Raw genomic sequence first — 25,129 nt, forward strand, 5'->3', positions numbered from 1 at the left:
GAGAACCTTTTGTGTAGTAACTAGTCGGATCATGGCTAAACATATTTTGATCGTGGATGATGAGCAAGACATTCGTGCAGTTGTCCGTATTTCTTTAGAAAAATTTGCCGGTTGGCGGACTAGTTTAGCTGCTACCGCGCAGGAGGCGCTAGAAAAGGCTAGATCCCAATTGCCAGATGCTATATTATTGGACATAACAATGCCTGATACGGATGGTTTTCAAGTGTGGGATCAGTTACAGTCTGACCCATTGACTAAATCCATACCAGTAATTTTACTTACTGCCAAGACATCGTCTTTGGACAAGAAACGTTTTAGCAATATGGGTGTTGCGGGGGTAATCAGTAAACCCTTTAATCCCCTAATCATTTGGAAACAAGTGCGGGAAATTTTGGCGTGGGACAATTGATCACAATGATGAATGTAGAATCCGCGCGTCTTTGGACCGGGGAGTGTCAACGAAATAGGCGGGGATTTAAAATGGTTTTTCCTGGAGTGCGACTGCGAATTAATAATCCATTATTGAGATTAGTACCTGTTCCACCATCTTCCATGGACAAAAAGGGTTTTAAGTTAATTCCCCCCCGGAAATGGGGATTATTACCCGATCTTCTAGGAGAGTTGGTATAAGTGTTCACACCAATAGTCTGCTGTCCCTGGTCTGCAGCAGTTAGGTTACTAAAAATGCTGCTGCGGACAGCATAGGGATCCTTGCTTCGTGGTACTGTTAAAACTATGCGACAGGTAGAAACAGCTTCAGTGGTAACACAGATAATATTCTCATTATTTTGTCTGGCAATTTGCAACTCTTGCAAACCATCAGGACGATATAATTCTAGACGACTGGCGATCGCCTGACAGCGGTTTTGCGGGTTCCAACCACCACCCAAGGACTGGGGTATGGCCCAGGCAAAAAATCGCCCTGGTTGACTTTGGGGTTGATACATAACAGTATATTTACCATCATAGTATTGACAACTGAACCTAGTGGTGCTGGAGTTATTGGGACTCGGTATTTGGGTGGGTGTGCTGGATGGGGGATTAGATGGGGTGGTTGAGTCTGAGGGTACGGTGGGGACAACTACACCAGTTTGTCCAAAAGCGATTGAGTTACCAATCAATAAAGCAAATAAGGACAGGTGTAAAGAGAGAATAGTTCTAGCCATAAGTTGTCAGAATTGGTAATATGGTTAGGATTCACCTTACTATAGTAGCATACAACTAAAGTTGATTTAAAGAATTATGTTAAAAATAAGTATTTCGGCTATTGGTGCAGGGCTTTTAATTGCATCTACTAATGGTGGAGTAACTAACTTAATTCCATCTTTTCTAATCAATAACAGCTATAAATTAGCTCAGAACAATTTGAATAGTGCCAACTTAGAAACTCAAGTTTTCCAACAAATCAATCAGTATCGTGTTAATCAGAAGTTACTTACCCTAACCCGTAACCTTAGCATTGATAACCAAGCTAGGATTCACAGTCAAAACATGGCTAGTGGCAAAGTTCCCTTTAGTCATCAAGACTTTGATAAACGAGTTAAAGCAATTAACATTACCTACCGTACTGTAGCGGAAAATGTGGCTTATAATCAAGGAGTCCAAGATCCTGCTACTACTGCGGTTCGAGGTTGGTTAAAAAGTCCGGGACATTTAAGAAACATCCGAGGTGATTACAACCTAACTGGTATTGGTGTTGCGGTCAATAATAAAGGGGAAATTTTTTTCACCCAGGTTTTTTTAAAATCAAGATAAATTTTGGCGAGGTTTCCAATGATTTACCATGGAGCAAACACCAGGGGTAGGGCAGACCACGGGTGGCTTAAAGCGAAACACACATTTAGCTTTGCTAACTATCATGATCCTTCTCGTATGGGATTTGGGGCTCTTCGCGTCATTAACGATGACCATATAGCTGCTCGTAGGGGATTTGCCACCCACCCCCACAGGGATATGGAAATTGTGACCATACCTCTTCAAGGTTCTCTTAGACACGAAGATAGTATGGGAAACTCTCAAGTGCTACAAAAGGGAGAAATTCAGTCCATAAGTGCAGGAACAGGTATCCTCCATTCGGAATTCAACGATGGTGACGAGGATCTCAAACTCCTTCAAATCTGGGTCTTACCCAAGAAAATGGGTGTTCAGCCTAGATATGAACAAAAAGCCTTCAATCCTATCGATCGCAGGCAAAAGTTGCAAACAGTGGTTTCTCCTGATGGTGAAGGACTAGGGATCAATCAAGATGCTTGGTTTTATTTGGCAGATCTAGAAGAAACTAGTGTGGAATATAAGTTGCACGGAAAAGGTCAAGGTGTGTATGTGTTCGTAATATCAGGATTTGCAAACGTCAATGGCAAAGAGCTATTTCCTCGGGATGGACTGGGACTGGAGGAAGATCTGCACATTCAAGTCTTTCAACAATCCGAGCTGTTGGTGATGGAAGTACCTATGTTATCATCATGAGACCTTAATCTGTTAATCAATTTCTAACCTAATTTTCCCCATAAACTATTCAGGTATCTGTCACAAGATACTGTTTTTTATATATTTTGTAGTTGAGAATGTATTGAGGATAGCACCAAAAGTACCATCCACCATAGACATATACTGGAAGTATCCTTCCTGGTAGTTCTTTTGAGCATTGAAAGATAGAGTATATGTCCAACAAACTCATACACTATCTGGGGATTTCTCTATGTTCCGACAAACTGCTTTCGGAATTGGTTTAACTACACTTGTCCTTACCAGTGGATTGGTAACTGATGCTATTTCCGCTAGTAATGTTACTAAAAAAATCTCATCTGCTCCCTCATTTAATGGTTCTACCCGAGCTGTTGCTTCCCACCAGAATAATGAGAGTAATAAGCATGAGAATAACAAGTTAGAAAAATTGGTTTTTGAAGAAATTAATCAGTATCGTGTTGCTCAAGGATTATCAAAATTAACCTTGAATTTAAACATCACTAAACAGGCAAGAATTCATAGTCAAAATATGGCTAATGGTACGGTAAAATTTAGCCATCATGGTTTTGAGCAACGGGTTAAATCCATCCATTTGCAATATAATAATGCTGCGGAAAATGTGGCATTTAACATAGGGTATAATGAACCAGCAAAACAAGCAATAATTGGTTGGCTTAATAGTCCGGGACATTTGCGAAATATTCGAGGGAAGTTTGAACTGACAGGGGTGGGAGTAGCTAAAAATGATAAAGGTGAAGTTTATCTGACTCAAATATTTATCAATACACCCCACAGGTACTCCCGAAAAATTTCCTCCAGATCCCCAGGTTTTTAAGCAATTTTCTGATAAGATTATTACATAAGGTAATTGTTTTGTAAATGTTTTGGTGAAAAATCATGAAACTAGATGATTTTCAGGTAGTTGATGGGGATCTAGACTACCCTACCCTCTCGGAATATTTAAGGTCAGATGCTTTAGCTGTGGATACAGAAACTATGGGTTTGCTACCACAGCGAGATCGTCTCTGTCTGGTTCAACTATGTAACCCTGAAGGTAAGGTGACTGCTGTCCGCATTGCTAAGGGACAAACCCACGCCCCTAACCTACAACAACTTCTAGAATCAACCCATGTTGTCAAGGTTTTTCACTTTGCCAGGTTTGATCTGGCCACTTTGCGTCACAACCTGAAAATTCATGTCCAACCTGTTTTTTGTACGAAAATTGCCAGTAAGCTGGCTCGTACTTACACAAACCGTCATGGATTGAAAGAGCTTGTACAAGAGCTAGAGCAAGTAGAATTGGATAAAAGTTCTCAGAGTTCGGACTGGGGGAATCCGCTGGGTTTATCTGATGCTCAACTAAGCTATGCTGCTAATGATGTACGCTATCTGCTTAGTTTAAAGCAAAAACTTTCTCAAATGTTGCAAAGAGAAGAACGCTGGCAATTAGCACAGGAGTGTTTTAGTTTTTTACCTACTTTAGTTTCTTTGGATCTTTTGCAGTTTAAAGAACTATTTGAACACTAGTCATAGACTGTTAGAAATTGCTAAAACTGGAAATGAGAAAACACTTTAACACCGCAGGTCCCTGTAAGCCCAACCTTCACTATATGCTCTCGTCTGTAGAGCGCATCCCCCAGATCAAAAACCTCATCGCTCAGGAAAACTACTTTGTGATCCATGCCCCCCGACAAGTGGGGAAAACCACCGCCATGCTTACCCTCGCCCAAGATCTAACCAACAGTCAGGACAAGCATTACCTAATATTGTGGAAGATGACCTACGTTATGTTCTAGACTTAGGCTTATGCAACCGCGATGCTAGGGGCGGAATTCAAATTGCTAATCCAATCTATCGAGAAGTAATTCCTAAGGTACTAGCCTCCATCACGATCGCTTCTTTAACCTCTGTTTATCCCACATGGCTAGACTCCAATGGTAATTTACAGCAATTTTCATGTAGTTAAACTACAAAATAAGATAAGCTATAATAAGGGTAATAAACTAAAATAGAGTAGAAGTACTGTCAAATTATATGCCAAAACCTTATTCAATAGATTTGCGTAATCGCGTGATTGTAGCATGGGTTGCTCAAGAGGGATCTCAACGCCAGTTGGCAGAAAGATTCAAGGTCAGCTTATCATTTGTGAGAAATTTAGTACGTCGTTATCGTGAAACTGGGCAAGTTGAGCCAAAGCAATGTGGAGGATATGAAAAGCCTGTAATTGCAGGCCAATATTTAAACATGATCAAGTCTTGGCTGGATGAGAAAAATGATTTACTACTTTCAGAATTGTGCGATCGCCTGAGAGAAACGACGGGCACTAGTGTTAGTATCACAACCATGCATCGAGCCTTAGAAAAGTTGGGTCTACGTCATAAAAAAAAAGTCTAAATGCCAGTGAACAGGAGACTCCACGTGTTCAAGAATTAAGGCATGATTATCGTCGTTGGGTAGATACAGTTGATATTAGAAATTTAGTGTTTTTAGATGAATCGGGGATAAATTTAGGGATGTCAAGGTTGTTTGCCAGAAGCCAAGATGGACAAAGAGCAATTGGTAGCGTACCAGGAAACAAGGGCAAAAATATTTCTCTGATTGGGGCTTTAAATATGGATGGAATTCTGGCAGCAATGACTGTAGAGGGAAGCACAAATACAGAAGTATTTCTCACTTATGTAAATCAGGTTTTAGTACCTCAATTATGGAAAGGGGCTATTGTTGTTATGGATAATTTAAAGGTTCATTATGCCGAGCGCGTGAGATTGTCAATTGAATCAGTCGGTGCAAAAGTTAAGTTTTTACCCCCCTATTCTCCAGACTTATCTCCGATAGAATTGTGTTGGTCAAAATTAAAGCAATTTCTCCGTAGTCGGGAGGCACGAACATTAGAAGCCCTAAATGAGGCCATGACAAGTGCAGTAAATTATATTACAGCAGAGGATGCGCTTAATTGGTTCAATCATTGTGGTTTATTTACATGAAAACTGCTGTAAGCCCACAGGCTTTATTAGATTCTTTCTTGGATTTTTGGCGGCAACACGGGGAACCATTGTTTAAAAGTACACCCTATCCAGAGATTGCGCCCCATATTGTACTAATGGCATTTTTGCACCGTGTGGTCAATGGTGGCGGTACATTGGAAAGAGAATATGCGATCGGTTCGGGAAGAATGGATATTTGTTTGCGCTATGGTGAAATTACATTGGGAATGGAGTTAAAGGTATGGCGCGAGGGAAGACCTGATCCATTAGTAGAAGGTTTGAAGCAATTGGATAAGTACCTATCAGGATTAAATCTGGATACGGGCTGGTTGGTAATTTTTGATCGCCGTCCGGATTTGCCACCAATAAGCGATCGCACCTTTACAGAAATTGCCCAGAGTCCAGATGGCAGAATGATTACGGTGATTCGGGGGTGATTTGTTAAAGAAGAGCGATCGCCCTATGGGAAACTCAGTATGGATGCGCCCTATCTGTTATCGAAACTGCGTTTGCACTCAAAGTTACCAAAACTATCAACCCTCCAGCAATGTGACCGGTAATAATATTTTATACAAAAAAAAATCAAAAAAATCCCAAAATCACACATTCACGATACAATTTTTGGCGGTTAAAGTAGTAGTTGGTTAAAGTTCAGGGAAAACGCTAATTGCATAGCAATTATACCAATAATAAAATATTGTTCCTACCGCATCAGAGGGAAATTAATATTTTTGGGTATGTGGAGCAAAAATCACAAAAAAACAGGAAAACCATCTGTCACTACAAAAAGGCCCAATTAATAAACTGCATGAGACTATGGATAACCTCGCTACAAATATTCCCAAGATTATGGTTGTAGATGACGATTTCAGTGTCAGAAATCTTGTTCATCGGTTTTTAAGTCGAAAATATAAGACAGAAGCTGCTGCTGATGGTAAAAGTGCTATGGCATTGTTTGAGCAGTTTAATCCATCTCTGGTGATATTAGACTGGAACTTACCAGATGTAAATGGTTACAAACTTTGTCAGGATATGCAAAGTCGAACCAATGTCTTAGTTCTTATGCTCACCAGTCGTAATGATGAAACTGACAAAATTAAAGTCCTAGCTGGTGGTGCGGATGATTTTATGACCAAACCATTTAGTCTAGCGGAGGTAGAAGTTAGAGTAGATGCTCTCCTAAGACGCATACGTTATATTCAACCCACTCAATCACAACGCCTTATTTTTAAACAGTTAGCAATCAACCCAGAAGGTCGGGAAGTCACACTCAACGATAAACCTTTGGCCTTAACTGCTTTAGAGTTTAATATTTTACATTTTTTGGCTTGTCACCCCGGACAAGCGTGGAGTCGTCCCCAGCTAATTCAAAAAATTTGGGGGTGTGACTATGTGGGTGATGGAAGGGTTGTTGATGTTCATATCGGTCAACTGCGTAAAAAAATGGAGGTTGATTCTAGCACTCCAGAGTTTATTAAAACAGTACGTGGTTATGGTTACAAGTTTGAATCTCCTGAACATAATAGAGTTTCAATTTGAGGAATAATATATTTGTTATATATTATTCCCTAGGGATTTACCTAAGTAGTGTAATGCAAATCACAGTTATGACTTTCAACCTCCGCTGCGACAAACCAGATCCGGGTGAGAGGTGTTGGCAAAAACGTGTAGGGGCGATCGCCTGTATGATCCAACATTATCAACCTGAGTTATGGGGAACCCAGGAGGGTCAACCTCATCAACTTAGGGATTTACAGGTACTTTTACCAGACTATGAATTTGTGGGGGGCGATCGCACTGGAACAGGAAAAGGTGAACACTGCGCGATCTTCTATAAGAGGGGAAAGTTGCAGCTGAGGGAAACCCAGGATTTTTACCTGAGTGACACCCCAGAAATCCCCGGTAGTATTACTTGGGGAACTCGTTTACCCAGAATGGTCACTTGGGCCAATTTTATTGCGGAGGATTTAGGTTTTTCTCTGACTATCATGAATACTCATTTAGATCATGAGGTTAGTAGAGCTAGGGAGTTGGGTGCGGGTTTAGTGAGTTTGCGCTTAATGAATTTTCCCAGGGAAGACTATTTATTGTTAACAGGGGATTTTAACGCTGGTCCTAGAAGTTTGGAAAGAATTATTCTCGCTGATAATTATAGAATTAAAGATGCTCTGGGCAATCTTCCTGTAGAATCACAAAAAACCTTCCACGACTTTACAGGTCAAGCTTGGGATCCTAGAGATACAATATATTGCGATCGCCGTTGGCAAATTAATCAGGTCATTATTGACGATCAGCAATGGGAGGGTATATGGCCATCGGATCATTTTCCGGTAATTGTCAAATTAGGTCTTACTGGAGGCTAAAAGCCGAAAACCCTGCATAGCCCTAGATAGAGCGCTATAGCGTTCACTAGGGCTATAAAATGTAACTTACAGTAAATAAAGTAATCCAAATAAAACAATCCAGATCACGTCTACAAAGTGCCAATACAATTCCGCGGCTTCTACACCAAAATGGCTTTGACTATTATAGTGTCCAGAATGACGAGATCGCCACAAAACGGACAAAATTAGCAAGACTCCCAAGGTAACATGCAAACCGTGGAAACCAGTCAAGACGTAGAATGCACTGGCAAAAAGATTGGTGGTTAGACCAAATTCCAAATGGGTATACTCATAAACTTGACCAAACAGAAAAATTATTCCCATGGCAGCAGTAATAGCCAACCATATACGCATACCTTTTTCATCATTTTTTTTAATTGCTGTATCAGCGTTGTGCATAACAAAACTGCTAGCAATCAAATTTATAGTGTTCACACCTGGTAATAATAGTTCTAATTCAGGTGTACCTTCTGGTGGCCATATAGATAAGGTAGAGCGGAAAGCTAGATAAGCTCCAAACATACCCATAAAAATCATCCCCTCAGCAATGAGAAAGACAACCAGACCAAACAAACGATAATCCGGGTGTGCTTCATGATGACCATCCACATGAAGCTGATGATTTGGTGTAAGTTCAGCAGTGTCCACAATTTGACTTTGCATAAATTTTGACGGTACTAAATTGGTAATTGCTAGTTAATTCCCCCTTTCCCCTACAATTGCTGCAAAATTTAGGTTTCGTTTTATTTCACGCCGTAATCATAGGGACCTGTGGTTAAAACGGGTAGTTTTTCAAAGTTTTCAATTTCTGGTGGGGAGGTGGTCATCCACTCTAAAGTCAGACCACGCCAAGGGTTATTACTAGCTTTGGGCCCGTATAACCAACTCCATACAGCATTGATAATAAAGGGTAAAGTGGAAACAGCTAGAATATAAGCCCCGTATGTACATATTTCATTTAAGGTGGTGAATTTTGGGTCATATTGGGCAATACGACGGTTCATACCCATTAGTCCTAATTTGTGCATGGGCAAAAAGGACATATTTAACCCAACAATAGTTAAAGCAAAGTGAACCTTACCCCAAAACTCATTCATCATTCTCCCTGTCATTTTGGGAAACCAATGATAAATAGCGGCAAAAATCCCCAACACACTACCACCAAACAGTACATAGTGCAAATGGGCAACTACAAAGTAGGTGTCATGAACGTGAATGTCAAAAGGGACAGAAGCTAACATTACGCCGCTGACACCACCAATGACGAAAGTACCCACAAAACCAATAGCAAATAACATGGGAGTATTTAATTCCACTTTGCCTCCCCAGATGGTTGCTAACCAACTAAAGATTTTGATCCCCGTGGGCACGGCGATGATCATAGTCGTGATCATAAAAAACATCCGTAACCAACCAGGAATACCACTGGTAAACATGTGGTGGGCCCAAACAATTAAACCCAAAAAACTAATCGCTAGAGAAGAATAGGCGATCGCCTTATAACCAAAAATGGGTTTGCGAGCATGAACTGGTATAATTTCTGAAATTGCGCCAAAGAATGGCAGAATCATAATATACACCGCTGGGTGGGAGTAGAACCAAAACATGTGTTGGTAAACTACGGGGTCACCACCACCAGTGGGATTAAAAAAGGTAGTTCCTGCTAACAAATCAAAAGCTAGTAGAATCAAGGCTCCTGCCAAAACAGGTGTAGATAATAAAACTAGAGCAGAAGTTGCCAACATAGCCCAGCAAAACAGGGGCATTTTATGAATCCCCATGCTAGGAACACGCATTTTCAGCATGGTGACCAAAAAATTAATTGCTCCTAAAATTGAGGATGTACCTAGTAACAGAATGCTCATAATCCAAATGGCTTCACCCACCTCACCGGTCATTAAACTCAGGGGAGGATAGGAGGTCCAACCAGCATCTGGAGCATCACCCACCACTAGGCTAGCAACTAATAATATACCTGAAGGAGGAATCATCCAGAAAGCCACCGCATTCAAGCGGGGAAAAGCCATATCCCTAGCTCCAATCATCAAAGGAATCAGATAATTAGCAAAACCCGCTCCCGCTGGAACTATCCAGAGGAAAATCATGATTGTGGCATGGAGAGTAAACAGACTGTTATAAACTTCTGGTGTAACAAAATCTACTTCTGGAGTCCGTAATTCTGTCCGGACTAAATCTGCCATGACACCACCAATACAGTAAAAAATAAACGATGTCACTAGATATTGAATCCCGATTACCTTGTGGTCGGTATTAAAAGTAAAAAATTCCCACCACTTTCTTCCCCCCAATTCTTCATGGGGTATGGCTAGGTGAGAAGTGTCTTGTAATTGAGCTTGTGTCATAGTTATAGGGGCTTTCCATTTAGGAAGTTCAAAAGGTGTTTTCTCCCGATATATTTAAGCCATATCTTTACCAGCTATGACTTTGAGAAAGATTCTAAAAGTACCTTTCCTATTCCTAAGCTTTCTGGGTGAATATGCATCTTTTGCATATAGGGGGACAGAAATTCATCAGCTGACATAGCGGAGGGATTCACGGCGATCGCCTGATTAATAGTTTCTTTTTCCGCCATTAACTGTTCCTGAACCCAGGTATCAAAGGCTTGTTTTGACTCTACTACGATTTGAGTTTGCATAGCGCCATGGTAGGGGCCACATAATTCTGCACAAACCACAGTATAGGTTCCCTCTTTTCTGGGAGTGAAGCGGACTCGAGTTTCCCTACCGGGGATTACATCTTGTTTCAGACGAAATTCTGGAACCCAAAAGGCGTGAATTACATCATTAGCTGTCATCTTCATCTGTACTTGTTGACCCACAGGGACGTGAATTTCACCTGTGGTTATCCCCGCATCTGGATAGGTGAATATCCAAGCGTATTGTAAAGCTGAGACTTCAACCACTAGTGGTTCCGCTTCATTGGATGTATTTTCTGCCTGGGCAATTTCCATGGAAGTGGGGGAATTTTGGCTATTTACTGGCTTGTCACTGAGAGTAGCCGCAATAGCAGTACCCGGCATAACCTTAGCTTCCTCCATGATGGGAGCATTATGGCCTCCATGAGGATCTAATCCCCCAATTTGATTGTATACATCAAAACTGTATACAGAAATGCCCAGGACTATCACTGCTGGAATTGCTGTCCAAAGTATTTCCAGAGGAATGTTACCTTCAATAGCTGGACCGTCTTCGTTATCACCCGCACGCCGACGGTATTTAAATACTGAGTAGATTAAAATACCTTCGACCAAGAGAAATATCCCTATAGAGACAGTTAACATCGCATCAAACAGACCGTCTATTAATACAGCTTCATCTGCTGCTGCTGTGGGTAACAGCCCATGATTTTGACCGTACCAGAGACTAGTTAAGGTGAGAGCGATGCCAATGAGTAATGTCCAGATGGAATTTGGAATTTTCACGGCTTATTTGAGGTTTTACTTGATTGAATTTATTTAGTAACCCATATACCAAGGTAGTGCAGCTGTGAGAAGATTGGGTCGCGATGTCTAAAATTTTTGTTAAGTTTTTCTCATGTTGCTTCTAGTAGCATTATGGCAACATAAGGTGCTATTTTTTGGGCAAATTGGCTAATTTATCCCCACTTGGTCTCTAATCCGCAAAAATTGAGCCAAAAGTTGGCAAATTTGTCAACAACTAATTATCGGTATCTTAAAAAATGCCTAAATCTTACAGTCAAGATAGCCCTGGAGGATTCAAATTATAAAGGAAAGCCCATCTGGCAATCTTGACCCATAGGTTAAGGTGTAGGTATGTGTCTTTTTCATTCTCTAGAGTGGATCGGGTATCGTTCATGAGTGAATTTGTCCTAGAACAACAAAATCAGGAGGCGAATCATCCCCAGGAACTTATTCGGCGCCTGGTTTGGAAAATTTGTATAGCCACTTTGATTTTGATGGCTATAGGTAGTGCTACTCGCGTAATGAATGCTGGTTTGGCTTGTCCAGACTGGCCCTTATGTTATGGCGAATTAGTGCCGACTAAACAAATGAATCTTCAAGTCTTCTTGGAGTGGTTCCATAGATTAGATGCTGCTTTAATTGGGTTAAGTGCGATCGCCTTGACAGGTTTATGTTGGTGGTATCGTCGTGTTTTACCTCTATGGTTACCAGGAGCTGCTACTTTTGCTCTGTTATTAATCGTATTTCAGGGAGTTTTGGGCGGACTGACTGTGACTGAATTGTTGCGGTTTGATATTGTAACTGCCCATTTAGCAACCGCACTCTTATTTTTCACTACTCTATTAGTCATTGGTACATTCCTTAGTCCTTACAAAGGAACAGGCGCTGTAGGCAAACTTCCTTGGGTGGGTTTAACAGCTGCAGTTTTGGTCTATCTACAAAGTCTTTTAGGTGCTTTGGTAGGTTCTCGTTGGGCATTACATCAATGTCTAGCAGGGGAAGAGTTGTGTGGTGTTATGTATAGCCATATTTTTGGTTTATTACCCCCCACGGTAGCAACTTTGGCCATGGTCTTTATTTCCTGGCGTACCCCAGCATTACATCCCGCTTTGCGAAAATTGGCTAATCTAGCAGGTGGGTTGTTAATTTTACAATTGCTGTTGGGTTTCGCCACCTTCCGATTACATTTACAAGTTGAACCTCTCACCGTAACCCACCAAGCAGTCGGAGCAACTTTGCTAGGCACTCTAGTAGTTTTTACGGTTCTGGCTTTACGAGACAGAAGTATTAGTAACCCTAGTTACCTAAATAACTAGTAATTGATAAAGGAAGTATAACCAACATGATTGAGACTAATGTCTCTCGTCACCATGATTCATTTTTGCAAGTGATTCACAGCTACTATCAGTTAACTAAGCCTCGGATTATTCCGCTGCTTTTGATTACTACTTCTGGTAGTATGTGGATCGCCGCTAAAGGACAAGTTGACCCTTGGCTATTATTAGTGACTCTTTTGGGTGGAACCCTAGCAGCAGCTAGCGCCCAAACCATTAACTGTATCTATGACCGGGATATAGATTATGAAATGGAAAGGACACGTCACCGCCCTATGCCCTCTGGTAAGGTGCAATCTAGGGATGCTTTAGTTTTTGCGATCGCCCTAGCTATAGCCTCCTTTACCCTATTAACTGTTTTTGCCAATCTACTGGCTGCACTTTTAGCATTTTCTGGTATTGTTTTTTATGTTTTAGTCTACACCCACTGGCTAAAACGCCATAGCACTCAAAACATTGTTATTGGGGGTGCAGCTGGTGCCATTCCCGCTTTAGTAGGTTGGGCAGCAGTTACAGATACCTTGAGTTGGGCAGCTTGGTTACTTTTTGCTATTGTATTTTTATGGACACCCCCCCACTTCTGGGCTTTGGCCATGATGATTCGGGATGACTACGCAAAAGTTGGGATTCCTATGTTACCCGTTGTCGCTGGTAATCAAGCCACCGTCCGACAGATTTGGTTTTATACGGTAATTACTGTGACCTCTACGGTATTGTTGTTTTATCCCTTACATGCTAGTGGGATTGTTTATGTGGTAATAGCCATGACCTTGGGTGGAATCTTTCTTCACAAATCCTGGCGATTATTGCAAAATCCAGAAGATAAAACTATTGCTAAAGAGTTGTTTTTGTACTCTATTTCTTACATGATGCTATTGTGTTTAGGAATGGTAATTGATAGTTTACCCTTTACCCATTATTTGGTGAGTACAATCCTCCACACTTTCCATTTGGTCGGTTAGGAACTTTCCACAAACAAACAAAAAGCGATCGTCTGGCGCGATCGCTTTTTAAGGACTCCAAAAGCTCTATAATCACAAGTATGAAAAAATGGACACTACAAAACTGAACGAAAGAAACATTTAATGATTACACTTTACATAGAAAGTAATTTTTTTATTGATTTTGCCAAAAAACAAGATCAAGATATTTATATATATCCCGTTGGTTTGTTGGGTTTCGTTCCTCAACCCAACCTACGATTACCCACGACAAAACTAGTCGGTTTAAAATCGACTTGAGCTTTGAGACCGGTCTCCCCCACAGACAGTCTCCAGGTAGGGGTTAATTTAAACAATTATGGTTAATCCCCTGGGGATCTCCTGTATGGAGTGCTTAGCAATCGCATTTATATATATGCCGTTGGTTTGTTGGGTTTCGTTCCTCAACCCAACCTACGATTACCCACGACAAAACCAGTCGGTTTTAAACCGACTTGCGCTTTGAGACCTGGAATTGATTCCCGGTCTCCCCCACAGACAGTCTCCTTACCTAGGAAATACTCTCACAAGAATTAGAATAGCTGTAATATTATCATGACCATTATACTCATTGGCTAAATCAATTAAATTACTAAGACCTGATTCCAAATTGCCATTAGAAACGAGTAGAGGTAAGAGGTGGGTTTGCCAATGATTTTCTAACAAGTCATTATCTGATAGACCATCGGAAACCAGCAAAAATAGCGTATCTTCACATACCTCCAAGAAACTGATATCGGGATAAACCCCATCCCTAGGACCTAAAGCTTGAGTTAATTGATAAGCATCAGGGCGAGAATAAGCTATTTTAGCATCTACACCCTTAGAAATTTCTCGCTGGGCAACTTCATGATCTACAGTGATTTGCTCCAATCCTTTAGTTATCGTCACAGAGTAAATTCGACTATCTCCCACATGACTAACTGCCAATTTATTATTGGACATAATTAACATAACCAGGGTAGTACCCATGCGACCAATACCAGAGCGCGAAGCTTCCTGATTAATATCATAAATAGCTTGATTAGTCACCAGTATAGATTGGCGAATCATTTCCAGGGTTGGTAATTCTCCCTCAACCCAATGCTGATCAAAGTATTGTTTAATAGTATTAACAGCCAACTCGCTGGCCACTTCCCCTCCAGCATGTCCACCCATGCCATCACAGACAATGTATAGACCTCTTACCTGCAAGTACTGACCATGAGGTAATTCTACCTTTTGTTGCTCACTAGTAATACCAAAGTAATCCTCATTTTTTTGCCGTTGACGACCCACATTAGTACCCGCTACATATTCCACAGTTTTTAAATGCTTAGACAGCAAAGATGTTGGGGCGGTGTCCGACAATAACGGATTTTGTTCTCCATCATCCTGTAACAAAGTAGGCGATTCGCCCAAACTAGACTGGGAATTAACAGACCCTAAATTCAGAGGAGTACCACAGCTTTGACAAAATTTATGGTCATGGGGATTTTCAAATTGACAAGTGGGACAAATCAGCATACTAAAAATTCCAGCGATTTCTCCATTAAACAATTAAGTTGACCTCAACAGGACTAAGATAGCGCCAGGTACCTACCGGTAAATCATCTAATTGTAGTTGAGCTATACGGACTCTAATTAACCGTAAGGTAGGAAAACCCACAGCAGCAGTCATACGTCTAACCTGACGGTTTTTTCCTTCCTTGAGGGTCATTTCCAACCAAGCGGTGGGAACGTTTTTCCTGAACCTGATGGGAGGGTAACGCTCACCAACAATTGGCTCTTCCAATAACAGTTTAACCTGAGCAGGAAGAGTGCGATAATTTTGAATTTCCACTCCCTGGCCCAATTTGGCAATAGCTACTGGGTCAGGAATGCGTTCTACCTGTACCCAATAGGTACGTTGGTGACCAAAACGGGGATTGGCAATATGGTGTTGTAATTTACCATCATTGGTTAGTAACAATAAACCCTCGCTATCCCAATCTAAACGCCCCACAGGATAAACATCCGGGACATCAATATAGTCTTTGAGGGTAACATGTTCGGGGAGTTCCCGGGTAAATTGGCTCAGAACTCCATAGGGCTTATGAAAAATAATATACTTGAAGTTGTGAGCCATCATTTCTTAGCTTTCAACACTTGACAAGGTTCTATTATGACCAAATTTAAAGTTCCTAGACGCTCCTTTTTACTTTTTGGAGGTGCCTTTTTAACCCAGATTTGGAGATTGGATTTGCCCGTTAGACCCACTACACCTAGTCAACCGAGTGTGACACCAACTATCATACCGACTGTGCGAGCATATAGAAGTCAAATTAACGGTATTCCATTTTATCAAACAATCATTGATTTGAAAGACCCTAATATTTTTGTGACCATTGGTTTACCGAACGATGCCAATTTTGCCAATACAATTAGTAGAACCAATGGCGATGAGAATTTTGACCAATTGGTTGCTCGCTCTGGCGCTGCGGTAGTGGTAAATGGTACTTTTGCTTCCACAAATCCCCAAAAAACGGTTATGGGTAATCTGGTCGCAGGTGGAAGATTTTTAAAATATAGTCCATGGGAAAACTTTGGCACCACTTTGGGATTGGGTGTTGGTAATCGACCAGAAATGATAACAGCAAGGGTTGACGGTAGACCAGTATGGAATAAACACTGGTTTTCTATTACCTCTGGACCAAGATTATTGCGTAATGGTGAAGTTTCGCTTAATCCCCGTCTTGAAGGTTTTAAAGACCCTACTGTTTTAGGTGCTAGTCTCAGAACCGCAATTGGTTTCTCTCAAGATGGCAAAAGACTGTTTTTGGCTAGTTTTGATGAGAAGTTATATTTAGATGAAGAAGCGGAGGCGATGAAAGCCATGGGTTGCTATGAAGCAATGAATTTAGACGGTGGATCATCTAGAGCCTTAGCATCAGATAATGTAATTTTGGTCCCACCAACAAGAAAACTGACCAATGTGATTTTGGTTTATGATGGTAAAAATCCACCACCAGAAGAATTAAAATTATCCTGGGAAAGGTTTCAAACCAGAAGGTAAGCTCTACCGAGATAGCTTGTGGAGTAGACAAACCTTTCAAGAATCATCTTGAGACTACGATGAAACAGGAAGTAGGTTCTAAAGTCCATATCTTTACAGATCTGGGTAGCTTTGGGTAAATCCTATAGAGCGGAAGCTGATTATATTGAGGATAATAATATGCGAAGTCAATGGGTAGCTAAGCGACTTGGACAACCTAATGTTACACAAATGTATTACGCTCGCCAAGGTGTCATCACTGAGGAAATGCACCATGTTGCCAAACGGGAAAATCTACCACCGGAACTAATTAAAGAGGAAGTGGCGCGGGGAAGAATGATTATCCCTGCCAATATTAACCACACTAATCTTGAGCCAATGGCCATTGGTATCGCTTCCCGTTGCAAGGTTAATGCTAATATTGGAGCTTCTCCTACCTCCTCTAATGTGGAGGAAGAATTAGATAAGCTGAGATTATCTATTAAGTATGGTGCTGATACGGTGATGGATTTATCCACCGGTGGTGGTAATTTAGATCAAATTCGCACTGCTATTATTAATGCTTCTTCGGTTCCCATCGGAACTGTGCCAGTTTATCAAGCTCTGGAAAGTGTCCACGGTAAGATGGAAAATTTTACCGCTGATGATTTTCTCCATGTGATTGAAAAACACGCCCAACAAGGGGTTGATTATCAAACTATTCACGCGGGTTTATTAATAGAACATTTACCTTTGGTAAAAACCCGTCTCACGGGTATTGTTTCCCGTGGTGGCGGAATTCTCGCTAAGTGGATGTTGTTACATCGCAAGCAAAATCCCCTTTATACCCGTTTTCAAGACATCATTGAGATTTTTAAAAAATATGATGTTAGTTTCAGTCTGGGAGATTCCCTACGTCCTGGATGTACCCATGACGCATCCGATGCAGCTCAATTAGCAGAGTTGAAAACCCTAGGACAACTCACTCGCAAAGCATGGGAACATGATGTGCAAGTGATGGTGGAAGGTCCCGGTCATGTTCCTATGGATCAGATTGAGTTTAATGTCCGTAAACAAATGGAGGAATGCTCAGAGGCTCCTTTCTATGTCCTTGGTCCCTTGGTAACTGATATTGCACCCGGTTATGACCATATCACTTCTGCTATTGGTGCTGCTATGGCAGGATGGTATGGCACAGCTATGTTGTGTTATGTAACTCCTAAGGAACATTTGGGTTTACCTAATGCTGAAGATGTGCGAAATGGTTTGATCGCTTATAAAATTGCCGCCCATGCAGCAGATATTGGTAGACATCGTCCCGGTGCTAGAGATAGGGATGATGAGCTTTCTAAGGCTAGATACAATTTTGATTGGAATCGTCAATTTGAGTTGTCTTTAGACCCAGAGCGAGCTCGAGAATATCATGATGAAACTCTGCCAGAGGAAGTTTATAAACAAGCAGAGTTCTGCTCTATGTGTGGTCCTAAGTTCTGTCCTATGCAAACTAAGGTGGATGCTGATGCGATCGCAGAACTGGAGCAGTTTCTAGCGAAGGAACCTGTGGGTCAAGTCTAAGTCCGAACTCACAGATTGTGGCAGGCATTCTACCTGCTACAATTCCTACTGTCACATCTCTAACAGAATTTTCAAAACTCCTTTGGTCTGGGCTTTTTTAAAAGCGGCTAAACCCTCATTTAGGGGATAAGTTCCATGAACTAAATATGTTACATCTATCTGGTTTGTGGCTAATAGTTCCAGTGCTGGAGTAAATGCTCCACAACGAGAACCTACTAGGGTAATTTCATCAACTACTAGAGCAGAAGCATCCAAACTTAAATTTCCTGCGTAGGTACTTTTTAAAACCAATATACCTCTGGGACGTAAAGCTCGACGTGCAACCGCAAATCCTTCCGCATTTCCTGTACAGTCAATGGCAATATCAAAGTATCTATCTTCTACCATATTGACTAAACCAGTTTTAATGTTTCTAGAAGAAAGATTGGCTAGTTTTTCTTGGTGTCTTCCTACAACCAACAAATCACAACCGGTTAAGGCTAAGGTCTGACCTATCAATTGTCCCAATTTGCCATCACCCACCACTAAAACTCTCTGTTGGGGAGTGATTTTAACCTGGGCTTGAATTTGTAAAGCTGCTGCTATAGGTTCAGTAAAAGTTGCTGCATCGGTGGTGACCTGCGGGGGTACAAGATGTATATTTTTTTCTGGTAGAGACAAATATTCCGCAAATGCACCATGACGATTCACAATCCCTAACACCGTGCGATTTTCACAATGGGTGGGTTTCCCCTCCAAACAAAAACGACAATAACCACATGCAGCATTAATTTCGCCCACCACCCGTTGATTGATTAAATGGTTTGGCCCTGTTTGCACCACTCCCACAAACTCATGTCCTAATATACCATTGTAGGGATAATATCCCCTGATTAACTCCAGATCGGTATTACAAATACCCGCACGTAAAACTTTAAGTAAAACTTCTCCCTCTGGTGGTTCAGGAATGGGCAAGTCTGTTCTCAGTTGTAATTGATTGTTTTCTAACCAAATTCCTTTCATAGCTATTTTAGAGTGTATAGGTTTTTTATATTTTTTTGGGTTTTAATATTATTGACCTACTTTGGATTTAAACTCAGCCACGAAGGGACTAAAAGTAGATTCAACTTTTGTATCACTAATGACTAATGTGGGAAAAGAGCGATCGCCATAATCTAGACCTGACAATAGGGGGAAAGGAGCATCTTTCAGAGATATCCAAGTACCACCAGCAGCCTGTAAAATTACCCAAGCGCCAGCAATATCCCATACTTTAGGGGTGGCTTCCATACCTGCCAAAACTGCTCCGCTAGAGACAGTTAAAAAATTATAACTAGCAACCCCCAACATTCTTAACTTACAAGGAAAACCCGGTCGAATTATGCCCGTACTCCGAGAACAAAGATTAAAAAAGTGATTACTAGTGGCTTCTTCCTTGCTGGTATGAATAGGATGATTATTTAAAAACGCCCCCACTGGCGTTTGTAACCCGGAATCTCCAGACCAAAAACCATGAAATCTTTGATTTAGGGGTGGGACAAAAACATAACCAAAAATGGGAGTTCCTCGGTAAAGTAAACCCAGGGAAATTGACCAAATGGGAATACCCCTGGTAAAATTAGTGGTACCATCTAAAGGGTCAATTACCCAACACCACTCTGTATGGGGGAAAACATGATCACCCTCTTCGCTTAAAATGCCATAACCAGTAAAATTGGCAGCGATCGCATCTCTAATTGCTTGGTCGGCCCACTGATCAGATTGGGTTACCAAACTACCATCAGCCTTTTGAGAAGCGTGAACCTTGCCAAAGTCGCGCATTAATTGTTTTCCCACTTCGCTGGTTATGTCTTGGGAAAAATCTAAAATTGTGTTCCAAAAATCATTCATTGGTTAGTCTAATTCACTTTCCAACACGGAAGCCAAAACTTGTTTGCTATTCTGTTGAAATTCTACCACATTCACACGACGCAACAACCAAATTGCCAATAGCATTCCTATGGCTTGGAGTGCGAACACCATCCCGTAGGCCAACATGGGAGATGTAAATACTAATTTCCCCAAATTTAACACAGTACCACCTAAAACCGTTGCCATACCTCTAGCCATAGCCTGAGATAGACCCCAAGCTCCAACAAAGGTTCCAGCGGTTTCTGCTGCTGTTAAGTCTAACATCAAATTAGTAGCACCTGTTGTAATTACACCAGAGGCTAAACCAAAAAAGAATAAACTGCCCATTAATAGTCCAGAGTTTTGACTGAACCCTGCCATAATAATCAAGCAAAAACTCATGGCAGCACCAATACAACCAGTTTTAGTAGTTTGTTTTTTGCCTAATCGAGGTATAAGTAAAAATCCAGTGGAGCCAATACCCAGAAGAGTCCCTATACCAAAGGGAATATTTAATCTGGTGGTTTCGGAAATACACATTCCAAAAACTTCTCCACCATAGGGTTCCAGAATTGAGTCCTGCATAAAAATACTTAGGGTCAATACCATTAAAAACCCAAAAAATATACCTGTTTGCCGATTGGCTGTGAGAATTTTTAGTGCCTTACCCAAGGTAATTTGGTCTTCCCTTTCCACCATATTGCCACGTATTCCGTAGCGAGAATATTTTTTTTCTATACCTAAGGTAGCCAGTAGGGTGAGGACAAAGACCGCCCCCGGTAAAATGATAAATACTGGGTTAATAGTTGTTTGTAACTTGCTAATATCCACCAACTTATTCATCTGGGATGGATCGTATGCTAACAAGGCAGTTCCGCAAATTTCCGGTCTTTCTAACAATCTAGAACTGATACTAGCCCCAATGACAATTCCCATCATTAACATGGACCAAACAACGGCAATTAGTTTGGGGCGGTCATCTTCATCAGTAATATCCACTAAAAGAGCAGTAAACGGGGTAGAGCTGGCACTCAACGCTAACCCATACATACCAAATATCAAAGCTAATAGCGCTGACCAGCCATAGGTTTGTAGACTCCAACCGGTATTTTGCAAACTGGTTCCCAATTGCCACACTACTTGTAAAGCTACAAAGGAAATGCTAGTAAATAGAGCTGCTCCAATCCAAACATATCCAGACCGATGATATCCAAAAATCTTCTGACTATCAGATTTTTGACCAAACCAAATTCTAGCTGGACTGACGAATTGGTGCATTGCGATCGCTCCTGCTGCAATAAAGGGCAAAACCGTTAATTCATCAATCATGACTCGATTCAATACGCCCAATGTCAAAAGGGACATAATACCCAGACCCATCTGAAACAAGCCCAACCTCAGCATAGTCAGGAAACTTATCTTGGGGACATTAATAGGGTCTTGAGATATGCTAAGAATATGGTCTGTCATAATTTGTTTAAAGGTAAAGTTATTTGCAGCATAGGTGAGCCAGAACGCTTATCTGGCTCAAGCTATAACCTAGATTGTGACCCTAATTGCTGGGACTAACCGATGGTTCCCGACGTCTCAATTTGGGTTTGGGTGTGGGTCTGCTGTCATCACCATAGTCAGATTTAGACCAAGAACGACTACGACCTGCTCCATTACCATCACTACTCTCACGTCGTTTATTGATTTTTGGCTTGGGTGTAGGCTCTTCCACGGGAATATCTACTCCATTTTGTAACCAAGCAGGACGGGTTTGGTCATAAGCCAATTGTAAAGCTGCCGCTGCAATAGCTTGGGCATCATATTTTTCCGTCAATTCACTAATTATAGGAAGGAAGGAGGCTAATCTTTCGCCAGCGAGAGCTTCCGAAACCTGCTCTTTCAACTTCTGAATATGTTTAGCCTCAATTTGGGCTCTGGTAGGAATTGACAATACTTGCCAGTTTTGGCGATTATGACGTTCAAAAGCCTGCTGCTTTCTTCTTTCAAAGGGTTGAACCAGTGATATTGCTATTCCTTCTTTACCAGCACGTCCCGTTCTCCCAATCCGGTGCACGTAGGTTTCTACGCTATCTGGTAGGTCGAAGTTAATCACGTGGGAAAGTAGGTCAACATCTAACCCCCGCGCAGCAATATCTGTTGCTACTACCCATCGTACTTGACGATTGCGGAACCGGGTTAATAATCTTTCCCTAGCTTGTTGAGACAAATCTCCGTGGTATTCATCTACACTGTGACCAGCGGACTGCAATTGATTTGTCAGCTCCGCAGCAGTACGACGAGTACGCACGAAAATCAAGGCTGTTTCCGGATCTTCCATCTCCAGAATTGGTTGTAGGGCTTTAGCCTTAGTCCAGTGTCTGGGTATTAAATAGGCTACTTGATTAATTTTAGTCGGTGTAGCTTTGGGTTGCTCCACTGTTACTGTGACGGGAGAATTGAGAAACTTATTCACCAATTGGCGAATAGAGGGGGGCATGGTAGCTGAAAAAAGCGCAGTTTGACGATCCTGGGGTGCTTGGGAGAGAATTTTGATCACATCATCAATAAATCCCATGCTTAACATTTCGTCCGCTTCGTCTAAAACAAACCATTTCACTTGGTCAAGTTTTAAACTACCGCGTTCCAAGAGGTCAATTACCCTTCCTGGAGTCCCCACTACTACATGTACGCCCCGTTTTAATTGGATCATTTGTCGGTCAATGGATTGACCACCATAAATGGCTAATACTCGCAGCTCACTATCACCCATAAACTGGGAAATGGCGTCATGAACTTGCATTGCTAATTCACGAGTGGGAGTTAACACTAAAGCCTGTACTGCTCTCTTGTTAGGATCTAGTCTCTCTAATATAGGCAAGGAAAAAGCCGCTGTTTTACCTGTACCAGTCTGAGACTGACCTACTACGTCCCTTCCCGCCAATAATTGGGGAATAGCTTGGGTCTGGATGTTGGTCGGTGTGGTAAACCCCATGTTTTCTAAGTGGGTCGCACGTTCTGGGGAAATGCCTAGTTCTTGAAAGGTAATACTACTCATTAATTCTCCTAAGTTTTATTCTGAGTTGTGGATCTCTATTTAGATCTGTATTTGGACTTGTATTTGCACTCGGTTGCTATGCCATGACTACTTCACCGTATAGATCATAAGCATCCGCAGTGGTGATTTTCACAGGCACTATTGTTCCTAAGCTGGCTTTCCCCTGAACATACACTTGACCATCTACTTCTGGGGCAAATCTGTCGGAACGTCCTATTAAATCCCCTGTTTGGGGATTTTCTTGTTCAATTAGGACATCAACTATTTTTCCCACCTGCTGCCAATTTTTGCGCAGGGAAATGGGCTGTTGTATTTCCATAAGTTGATTCCGTCTTTCTACCATCAATTCCTGTGGTAACTGATTTGGTAGGTCATACGCTGGAGTTCCCTCTTCCGGTGAAAATGTGAAAACTCCCAAATGATCAAATTGATGTCGCTCGGTAAACTCCAACAAATGATCAAAATGCTCTTGTGTCTCCCCAGGAAACCCAACTATAAATGTTGTCCTCAACACTGCTTTCGGTAGTGCGGTTTTTATCCGCTCAATAATTCCATCATTGACTCTACCTTGCCAGGGACGATTCATGGCGCGCAGTATTTCAGGATGGGAATGTTGCAAGGGCAAATCTAAGTAGGGAAGGAAATTCGCCGTTTCTTGAATTGCCTTAATCACATCCGGTGTTATTCCTGTGGGATAGGCGTAGTGCATTCTTACCCAGGGAATGTCTACTTCCCCCAAGGCGCGAATTAACTCGGCCAATTTAGGTTGACCATAAATGTCTAACCCGTAGTTGGTCGTAATCTGGGAAATCAAAATTAGCTCCTTGACCCCCTGCGCTGCTAGTTGCTTGGCTTCCCCTACTATTGATTCAATGCTGCGCGATCGCTGCTTGCCCCTCAAATAGGGAATAATACAAAATGCACAACCATAGTCACAGCCTTCAGCAACTCTAAGATAAGCTACTCCTTCTGTGGTCGTTCTATAACGGGGCGTGTTTTCGTCCGCTATATATATGGGATCAACACTAACTTGTTTGACTCGTTCTCCTTTCTCCACCCGTTCAAGCACATTTACTATCTTGTGGTAGTCCCCAGTCCCTACTACCGCTACCGCTTCTGGTAACTCCTCTAATAGTTGTTCTTGAAAGTGCTGGGCCATACAACCAGCAATTACTATCTTTTTGTTGGCCTCCGCTAACTCCACTAGGGTTCTCACCGATTCTTCCCTGGCAGCTTCAATGAAACTACAGGTATTTACTATCACATAGTCTGCTAGATCCTCGTTCGTATCCACACCGTATCCCGCTTCTACCAGCAGTCCTAGTATGTGTTCTGTGTCTATTCGGTTTTTCTCGCAGCCCAGGTGTGAAATGGCAATTGTTGGCTTATCACCCATATCTTGAATATATCTTCACTTTTTTCGTTAACACAAGTTCATGGACACCTTCCTTGCACCTTAAATCCGCATTGAACACTCTCTTTTGATATCTATCTCTAGATCTCTAGTTCATGCTCGTCACGGTCTGACCCCATTCATACTTGATGATTGAGGTTATGTTATGATGTTTTTGTTATTTTGTTTCCTCGGGTAAATTCTGGTGTCTTTGGGTAGTTAGGACACTCTTCATATTTTTTAACGATTCGCTTAATGGTATTTTACAAAACCCTAGCGTGCGCGTTGTTAATTTACCCGTCGGGAAGCCGCCCCAAGGGCTGTTTTTGAGAAGTTGCTACCCTCCGGGAAATCGCCAAGGCGACTAAACCCATCAAGCAGTTCCACGACCTAGTTCTTAGAACTGTGCTGTATATTACATACGGCCAGGTACTGAAAAATCAGGACATTTGTCTTGCATTTTTTGAGTGGCAAGCTCCTCTTGTAGCCAAGTTTTATCTTAACATATCTTATGAAAGGTTTAACAGCAATTTACATCTTGAGCATGAGGAGATTTTTTAATTTCTGAATAACACGCTAAAACGCATCAAGACAATGACCAGTTAAATCTGGTGGAGAACTCCCCCTAAACTTCCCCATCCCTGGATTGAAGAATGCTCTAGTG

General features: G+C 41.6%; 25 protein-coding genes and 2 pseudogenes. 16 read left to right on the plus strand and 11 right to left on the minus strand.

Features of this window, described 5'->3' with window-relative positions; genetic code table 11:
- Window positions 1-31: 31 nt before the first annotated feature.
- Window positions 32-409, plus strand: a complete 378-nt coding sequence (locus tag C6N34_RS07395) for a response regulator (RefSeq protein ID WP_115539223.1) — start codon at window positions 32-34, stop codon at window positions 407-409.
- 46 nt (window positions 410-455) lie between these two features.
- Here the strand turns inward: C6N34_RS07395 and C6N34_RS07400 are convergent, their stop codons facing one another.
- Window positions 456-1,166, minus strand: coding sequence for a COP23 domain-containing protein (locus C6N34_RS07400; protein WP_115539222.1), 711 nt, complete (start codon window positions 1,164-1,166; stop codon window positions 456-458).
- 76 nt (window positions 1,167-1,242) lie between these two features.
- Here C6N34_RS07400 and C6N34_RS07405 point away from each other — a divergent pair, with 76 nt between their 5' ends.
- The 11 genes and pseudogenes from C6N34_RS07405 to C6N34_RS07455 all read left to right on the plus strand — a co-directional run bounded on the left by C6N34_RS07405 (window position 1,243) and on the right by C6N34_RS07455 (window position 7,813).
- Complete coding sequence (locus C6N34_RS07405; protein ID WP_115539221.1) at window positions 1,243-1,755, plus strand: CAP domain-containing protein; 513 nt, start codon at window positions 1,243-1,245, stop codon at window positions 1,753-1,755.
- Between the two features lie 18 nt (window positions 1,756-1,773).
- Complete coding sequence (locus C6N34_RS07410) at window positions 1,774-2,466, plus strand: pirin family protein (RefSeq protein ID WP_115539220.1); 693 nt, start codon at window positions 1,774-1,776, stop codon at window positions 2,464-2,466.
- A gap of 232 nt (window positions 2,467-2,698) precedes the next feature.
- A complete protein-coding gene (locus C6N34_RS07415) occupies window positions 2,699-3,301 on the plus strand; it encodes a CAP domain-containing protein (RefSeq protein WP_057176877.1) in 603 nt (200 codons plus the stop codon).
- A 62-nt stretch (window positions 3,302-3,363) separates the two neighbouring features.
- Window positions 3,364-3,993 (plus strand): ribonuclease H-like domain-containing protein, encoded by a 630-nt coding sequence (locus tag C6N34_RS07420; RefSeq protein ID WP_115539219.1) that lies wholly within the window; start codon window positions 3,364-3,366, stop codon window positions 3,991-3,993.
- Window positions 3,994-4,025: 32 nt separating this feature from the next.
- Window positions 4,026-4,211, plus strand: a pseudogene (locus C6N34_RS17285) (ATP-binding protein); the annotation flags it as partial.
- Between the two features lie 23 nt (window positions 4,212-4,234).
- Entirely contained in the window at window positions 4,235-4,432 is a 198-nt protein-coding gene (locus tag C6N34_RS07430; RefSeq protein WP_147290760.1) for a hypothetical protein, read from the plus strand.
- A 68-nt stretch (window positions 4,433-4,500) separates the two neighbouring features.
- On the plus strand, window positions 4,501-4,860 hold the full coding sequence (locus C6N34_RS07435) for a helix-turn-helix domain-containing protein (RefSeq protein ID WP_006279024.1): 360 nt from the start codon (window positions 4,501-4,503) through the stop codon (window positions 4,858-4,860).
- A gap of 74 nt (window positions 4,861-4,934) precedes the next feature.
- Window positions 4,935-5,450 (plus strand): IS630 family transposase, encoded by a 516-nt coding sequence (locus tag C6N34_RS07440; RefSeq protein WP_074404718.1) that lies wholly within the window; start codon window positions 4,935-4,937, stop codon window positions 5,448-5,450.
- Window positions 5,451-5,464: 14 nt separating this feature from the next.
- Window positions 5,465-5,887 (plus strand): annotated as a pseudogene (locus C6N34_RS07445) (ATP-binding protein); the annotation flags it as partial.
- A gap of 379 nt (window positions 5,888-6,266) precedes the next feature.
- Window positions 6,267-6,989 (plus strand): response regulator transcription factor, encoded by a 723-nt coding sequence (locus tag C6N34_RS07450; RefSeq protein ID WP_006276312.1) that lies wholly within the window; start codon window positions 6,267-6,269, stop codon window positions 6,987-6,989.
- A 53-nt stretch (window positions 6,990-7,042) separates the two neighbouring features.
- Window positions 7,043-7,813: an endonuclease/exonuclease/phosphatase family protein gene (locus tag C6N34_RS07455; protein WP_006276313.1), complete on the plus strand. Its 771-nt coding sequence runs from the start codon at window positions 7,043-7,045 to the stop codon at window positions 7,811-7,813.
- Window positions 7,814-7,879: 66 nt separating this feature from the next.
- Here C6N34_RS07455 and C6N34_RS07460 read toward each other — a convergent pair whose 3' ends face one another.
- The 3 genes from C6N34_RS07460 to C6N34_RS07470 all read right to left on the minus strand — a co-directional run bounded on the left by C6N34_RS07460 (window position 7,880) and on the right by C6N34_RS07470 (window position 11,276).
- Window positions 7,880-8,497: a cytochrome c oxidase subunit 3 gene (locus tag C6N34_RS07460; RefSeq protein ID WP_115538924.1), complete on the minus strand. Its 618-nt coding sequence runs from the start codon at window positions 8,495-8,497 to the stop codon at window positions 7,880-7,882.
- Window positions 8,498-8,577: 80 nt separating this feature from the next.
- On the minus strand, window positions 8,578-10,197 hold the full coding sequence (gene ctaD / locus C6N34_RS07465; RefSeq protein WP_006276315.1) for a cytochrome c oxidase subunit I: 1,620 nt from the start codon (window positions 10,195-10,197) through the stop codon (window positions 8,578-8,580).
- A gap of 74 nt (window positions 10,198-10,271) precedes the next feature.
- The gene (locus tag C6N34_RS07470) at window positions 10,272-11,276 is read right to left on the minus strand and encodes a cytochrome c oxidase subunit II (RefSeq protein ID WP_006276316.1); all 1,005 of its coding nucleotides are present in this window, start codon (window positions 11,274-11,276) and stop codon (window positions 10,272-10,274) included.
- A 392-nt stretch (window positions 11,277-11,668) separates the two neighbouring features.
- On the opposite strand from C6N34_RS07470, the gene C6N34_RS07475 reads away from it, so the two are divergent.
- Both C6N34_RS07475 and C6N34_RS07480 read left to right on the plus strand, forming a co-directional pair.
- Window positions 11,669-12,592 (plus strand): COX15/CtaA family protein, encoded by a 924-nt coding sequence (locus C6N34_RS07475; protein ID WP_006276317.1) that lies wholly within the window; start codon window positions 11,669-11,671, stop codon window positions 12,590-12,592.
- Between the two features lie 26 nt (window positions 12,593-12,618).
- Complete coding sequence (locus tag C6N34_RS07480; protein WP_115538925.1) at window positions 12,619-13,572, plus strand: heme o synthase; 954 nt, start codon at window positions 12,619-12,621, stop codon at window positions 13,570-13,572.
- Window positions 13,573-14,097: 525 nt separating this feature from the next.
- Here the strand turns inward: C6N34_RS07480 and C6N34_RS07485 are convergent.
- Both C6N34_RS07485 and C6N34_RS07490 read right to left on the minus strand, forming a co-directional pair.
- The gene (locus C6N34_RS07485; RefSeq protein ID WP_329606434.1) at window positions 14,098-15,096 is read right to left on the minus strand and encodes a serine/threonine phosphatase; all 999 of its coding nucleotides are present in this window, start codon (window positions 15,094-15,096) and stop codon (window positions 14,098-14,100) included.
- A gap of 25 nt (window positions 15,097-15,121) precedes the next feature.
- Window positions 15,122-15,697, minus strand: a complete 576-nt coding sequence (locus C6N34_RS07490) for an rRNA large subunit pseudouridine synthase E (RefSeq protein ID WP_006276321.1) — start codon at window positions 15,695-15,697, stop codon at window positions 15,122-15,124.
- Between the two features lie 36 nt (window positions 15,698-15,733).
- Between C6N34_RS07490 and C6N34_RS07495 the strand changes: the two genes are divergently transcribed.
- Together C6N34_RS07495 and thiC are read left to right on the plus strand one after the other, a co-directional pair.
- Entirely contained in the window at window positions 15,734-16,624 is an 891-nt protein-coding gene (locus tag C6N34_RS07495; RefSeq protein WP_057176882.1) for a phosphodiester glycosidase family protein, read from the plus strand.
- 159 nt (window positions 16,625-16,783) lie between these two features.
- Window positions 16,784-18,157: a phosphomethylpyrimidine synthase gene (gene thiC / locus C6N34_RS07500; protein ID WP_057176904.1), complete on the plus strand. Its 1,374-nt coding sequence runs from the start codon at window positions 16,784-16,786 to the stop codon at window positions 18,155-18,157.
- A gap of 51 nt (window positions 18,158-18,208) precedes the next feature.
- Here the strand turns inward: thiC and C6N34_RS07505 are convergent, their stop codons facing one another.
- From C6N34_RS07505 to rimO, 5 genes are all read right to left on the minus strand, one after another.
- Window positions 18,209-19,159: an MDR/zinc-dependent alcohol dehydrogenase-like family protein gene (locus tag C6N34_RS07505; RefSeq protein ID WP_115538927.1), complete on the minus strand. Its 951-nt coding sequence runs from the start codon at window positions 19,157-19,159 to the stop codon at window positions 18,209-18,211.
- 48 nt (window positions 19,160-19,207) lie between these two features.
- Window positions 19,208-20,026 carry an inositol monophosphatase family protein gene (locus C6N34_RS07510; protein WP_115538928.1) on the minus strand — a complete coding sequence of 273 codons (819 nt, stop codon included), beginning with the start codon at window positions 20,024-20,026 and terminating at the stop codon, window positions 19,208-19,210.
- Between the two features lie 3 nt (window positions 20,027-20,029).
- Window positions 20,030-21,496: a BCD family MFS transporter gene (locus tag C6N34_RS07515; RefSeq protein WP_057176885.1), complete on the minus strand. Its 1,467-nt coding sequence runs from the start codon at window positions 21,494-21,496 to the stop codon at window positions 20,030-20,032.
- 82 nt (window positions 21,497-21,578) lie between these two features.
- A complete protein-coding gene (locus C6N34_RS07520) occupies window positions 21,579-23,072 on the minus strand; it encodes a DEAD/DEAH box helicase (RefSeq protein WP_115538929.1) in 1,494 nt (497 codons plus the stop codon).
- A gap of 76 nt (window positions 23,073-23,148) precedes the next feature.
- Window positions 23,149-24,468, minus strand: a complete 1,320-nt coding sequence (gene rimO, locus C6N34_RS07525; RefSeq protein WP_057176887.1) for a 30S ribosomal protein S12 methylthiotransferase RimO — start codon at window positions 24,466-24,468, stop codon at window positions 23,149-23,151.
- Window positions 24,469-25,129 lie beyond the last annotated feature (661 nt).

The sequence above is a fragment of the Cylindrospermopsis raciborskii Cr2010 genome, from assembly GCF_003367075.2.
Classification (GTDB): Bacteria; Cyanobacteriota; Cyanobacteriia; order Cyanobacteriales; family Nostocaceae; genus Raphidiopsis; species Raphidiopsis raciborskii.

What these genes read in the sequence shown, in the direction of transcription:
- C6N34_RS07395 (WP_115539223.1), top strand. Translation starts at nt 32, where the DNA reads ATGGCTAAACATATTTTGATCGTGGATGATGAGCAAGACATTCGTGCA.
- C6N34_RS07435 (WP_006279024.1), top strand. Translation starts at nt 4,501, where the DNA reads ATGCCAAAACCTTATTCAATAGATTTGCGTAATCGCGTGATTGTAGCA.
- C6N34_RS07520 (WP_115538929.1), bottom strand. Translation starts at nt 23,072, where the DNA reads ATGAGTAGTATTACCTTTCAAGAACTAGGCATTTCCCCAGAACGTGCG.
- C6N34_RS07420 (WP_115539219.1), top strand. Translation starts at nt 3,364, where the DNA reads ATGAAACTAGATGATTTTCAGGTAGTTGATGGGGATCTAGACTACCCT.
- C6N34_RS07475 (WP_006276317.1), top strand. Translation starts at nt 11,669, where the DNA reads ATGAGTGAATTTGTCCTAGAACAACAAAATCAGGAGGCGAATCATCCC.
- C6N34_RS07480 (WP_115538925.1), top strand. Translation starts at nt 12,619, where the DNA reads ATGATTGAGACTAATGTCTCTCGTCACCATGATTCATTTTTGCAAGTG.
- C6N34_RS07400 (WP_115539222.1), bottom strand. Translation starts at nt 1,166, where the DNA reads ATGGCTAGAACTATTCTCTCTTTACACCTGTCCTTATTTGCTTTATTG.
- C6N34_RS07495 (WP_057176882.1), top strand. Translation starts at nt 15,734, where the DNA reads ATGACCAAATTTAAAGTTCCTAGACGCTCCTTTTTACTTTTTGGAGGT.
- C6N34_RS07485 (WP_329606434.1), bottom strand. Translation starts at nt 15,096, where the DNA reads ATGCTGATTTGTCCCACTTGTCAATTTGAAAATCCCCATGACCATAAA.
- thiC (WP_057176904.1), top strand. Translation starts at nt 16,784, where the DNA reads ATGCGAAGTCAATGGGTAGCTAAGCGACTTGGACAACCTAATGTTACA.
- C6N34_RS07405 (WP_115539221.1), top strand. Translation starts at nt 1,243, where the DNA reads ATGTTAAAAATAAGTATTTCGGCTATTGGTGCAGGGCTTTTAATTGCA.
- C6N34_RS07415 (WP_057176877.1), top strand. Translation starts at nt 2,699, where the DNA reads ATGTTCCGACAAACTGCTTTCGGAATTGGTTTAACTACACTTGTCCTT.
- C6N34_RS07455 (WP_006276313.1), top strand. Translation starts at nt 7,043, where the DNA reads ATGCAAATCACAGTTATGACTTTCAACCTCCGCTGCGACAAACCAGAT.
- C6N34_RS07490 (WP_006276321.1), bottom strand. Translation starts at nt 15,697, where the DNA reads ATGGCTCACAACTTCAAGTATATTATTTTTCATAAGCCCTATGGAGTT.
- C6N34_RS07515 (WP_057176885.1), bottom strand. Translation starts at nt 21,496, where the DNA reads ATGACAGACCATATTCTTAGCATATCTCAAGACCCTATTAATGTCCCC.
- C6N34_RS07450 (WP_006276312.1), top strand. Translation starts at nt 6,267, where the DNA reads ATGGATAACCTCGCTACAAATATTCCCAAGATTATGGTTGTAGATGAC.
- C6N34_RS07505 (WP_115538927.1), bottom strand. Translation starts at nt 19,159, where the DNA reads ATGAAAGGAATTTGGTTAGAAAACAATCAATTACAACTGAGAACAGAC.
- C6N34_RS07410 (WP_115539220.1), top strand. Translation starts at nt 1,774, where the DNA reads ATGATTTACCATGGAGCAAACACCAGGGGTAGGGCAGACCACGGGTGG.
- ctaD (WP_006276315.1), bottom strand. Translation starts at nt 10,197, where the DNA reads ATGACACAAGCTCAATTACAAGACACTTCTCACCTAGCCATACCCCAT.
- C6N34_RS07460 (WP_115538924.1), bottom strand. Translation starts at nt 8,497, where the DNA reads ATGCAAAGTCAAATTGTGGACACTGCTGAACTTACACCAAATCATCAG.
- C6N34_RS07510 (WP_115538928.1), bottom strand. Translation starts at nt 20,026, where the DNA reads ATGAATGATTTTTGGAACACAATTTTAGATTTTTCCCAAGACATAACC.
- rimO (WP_057176887.1), bottom strand. Translation starts at nt 24,468, where the DNA reads ATGGGTGATAAGCCAACAATTGCCATTTCACACCTGGGCTGCGAGAAA.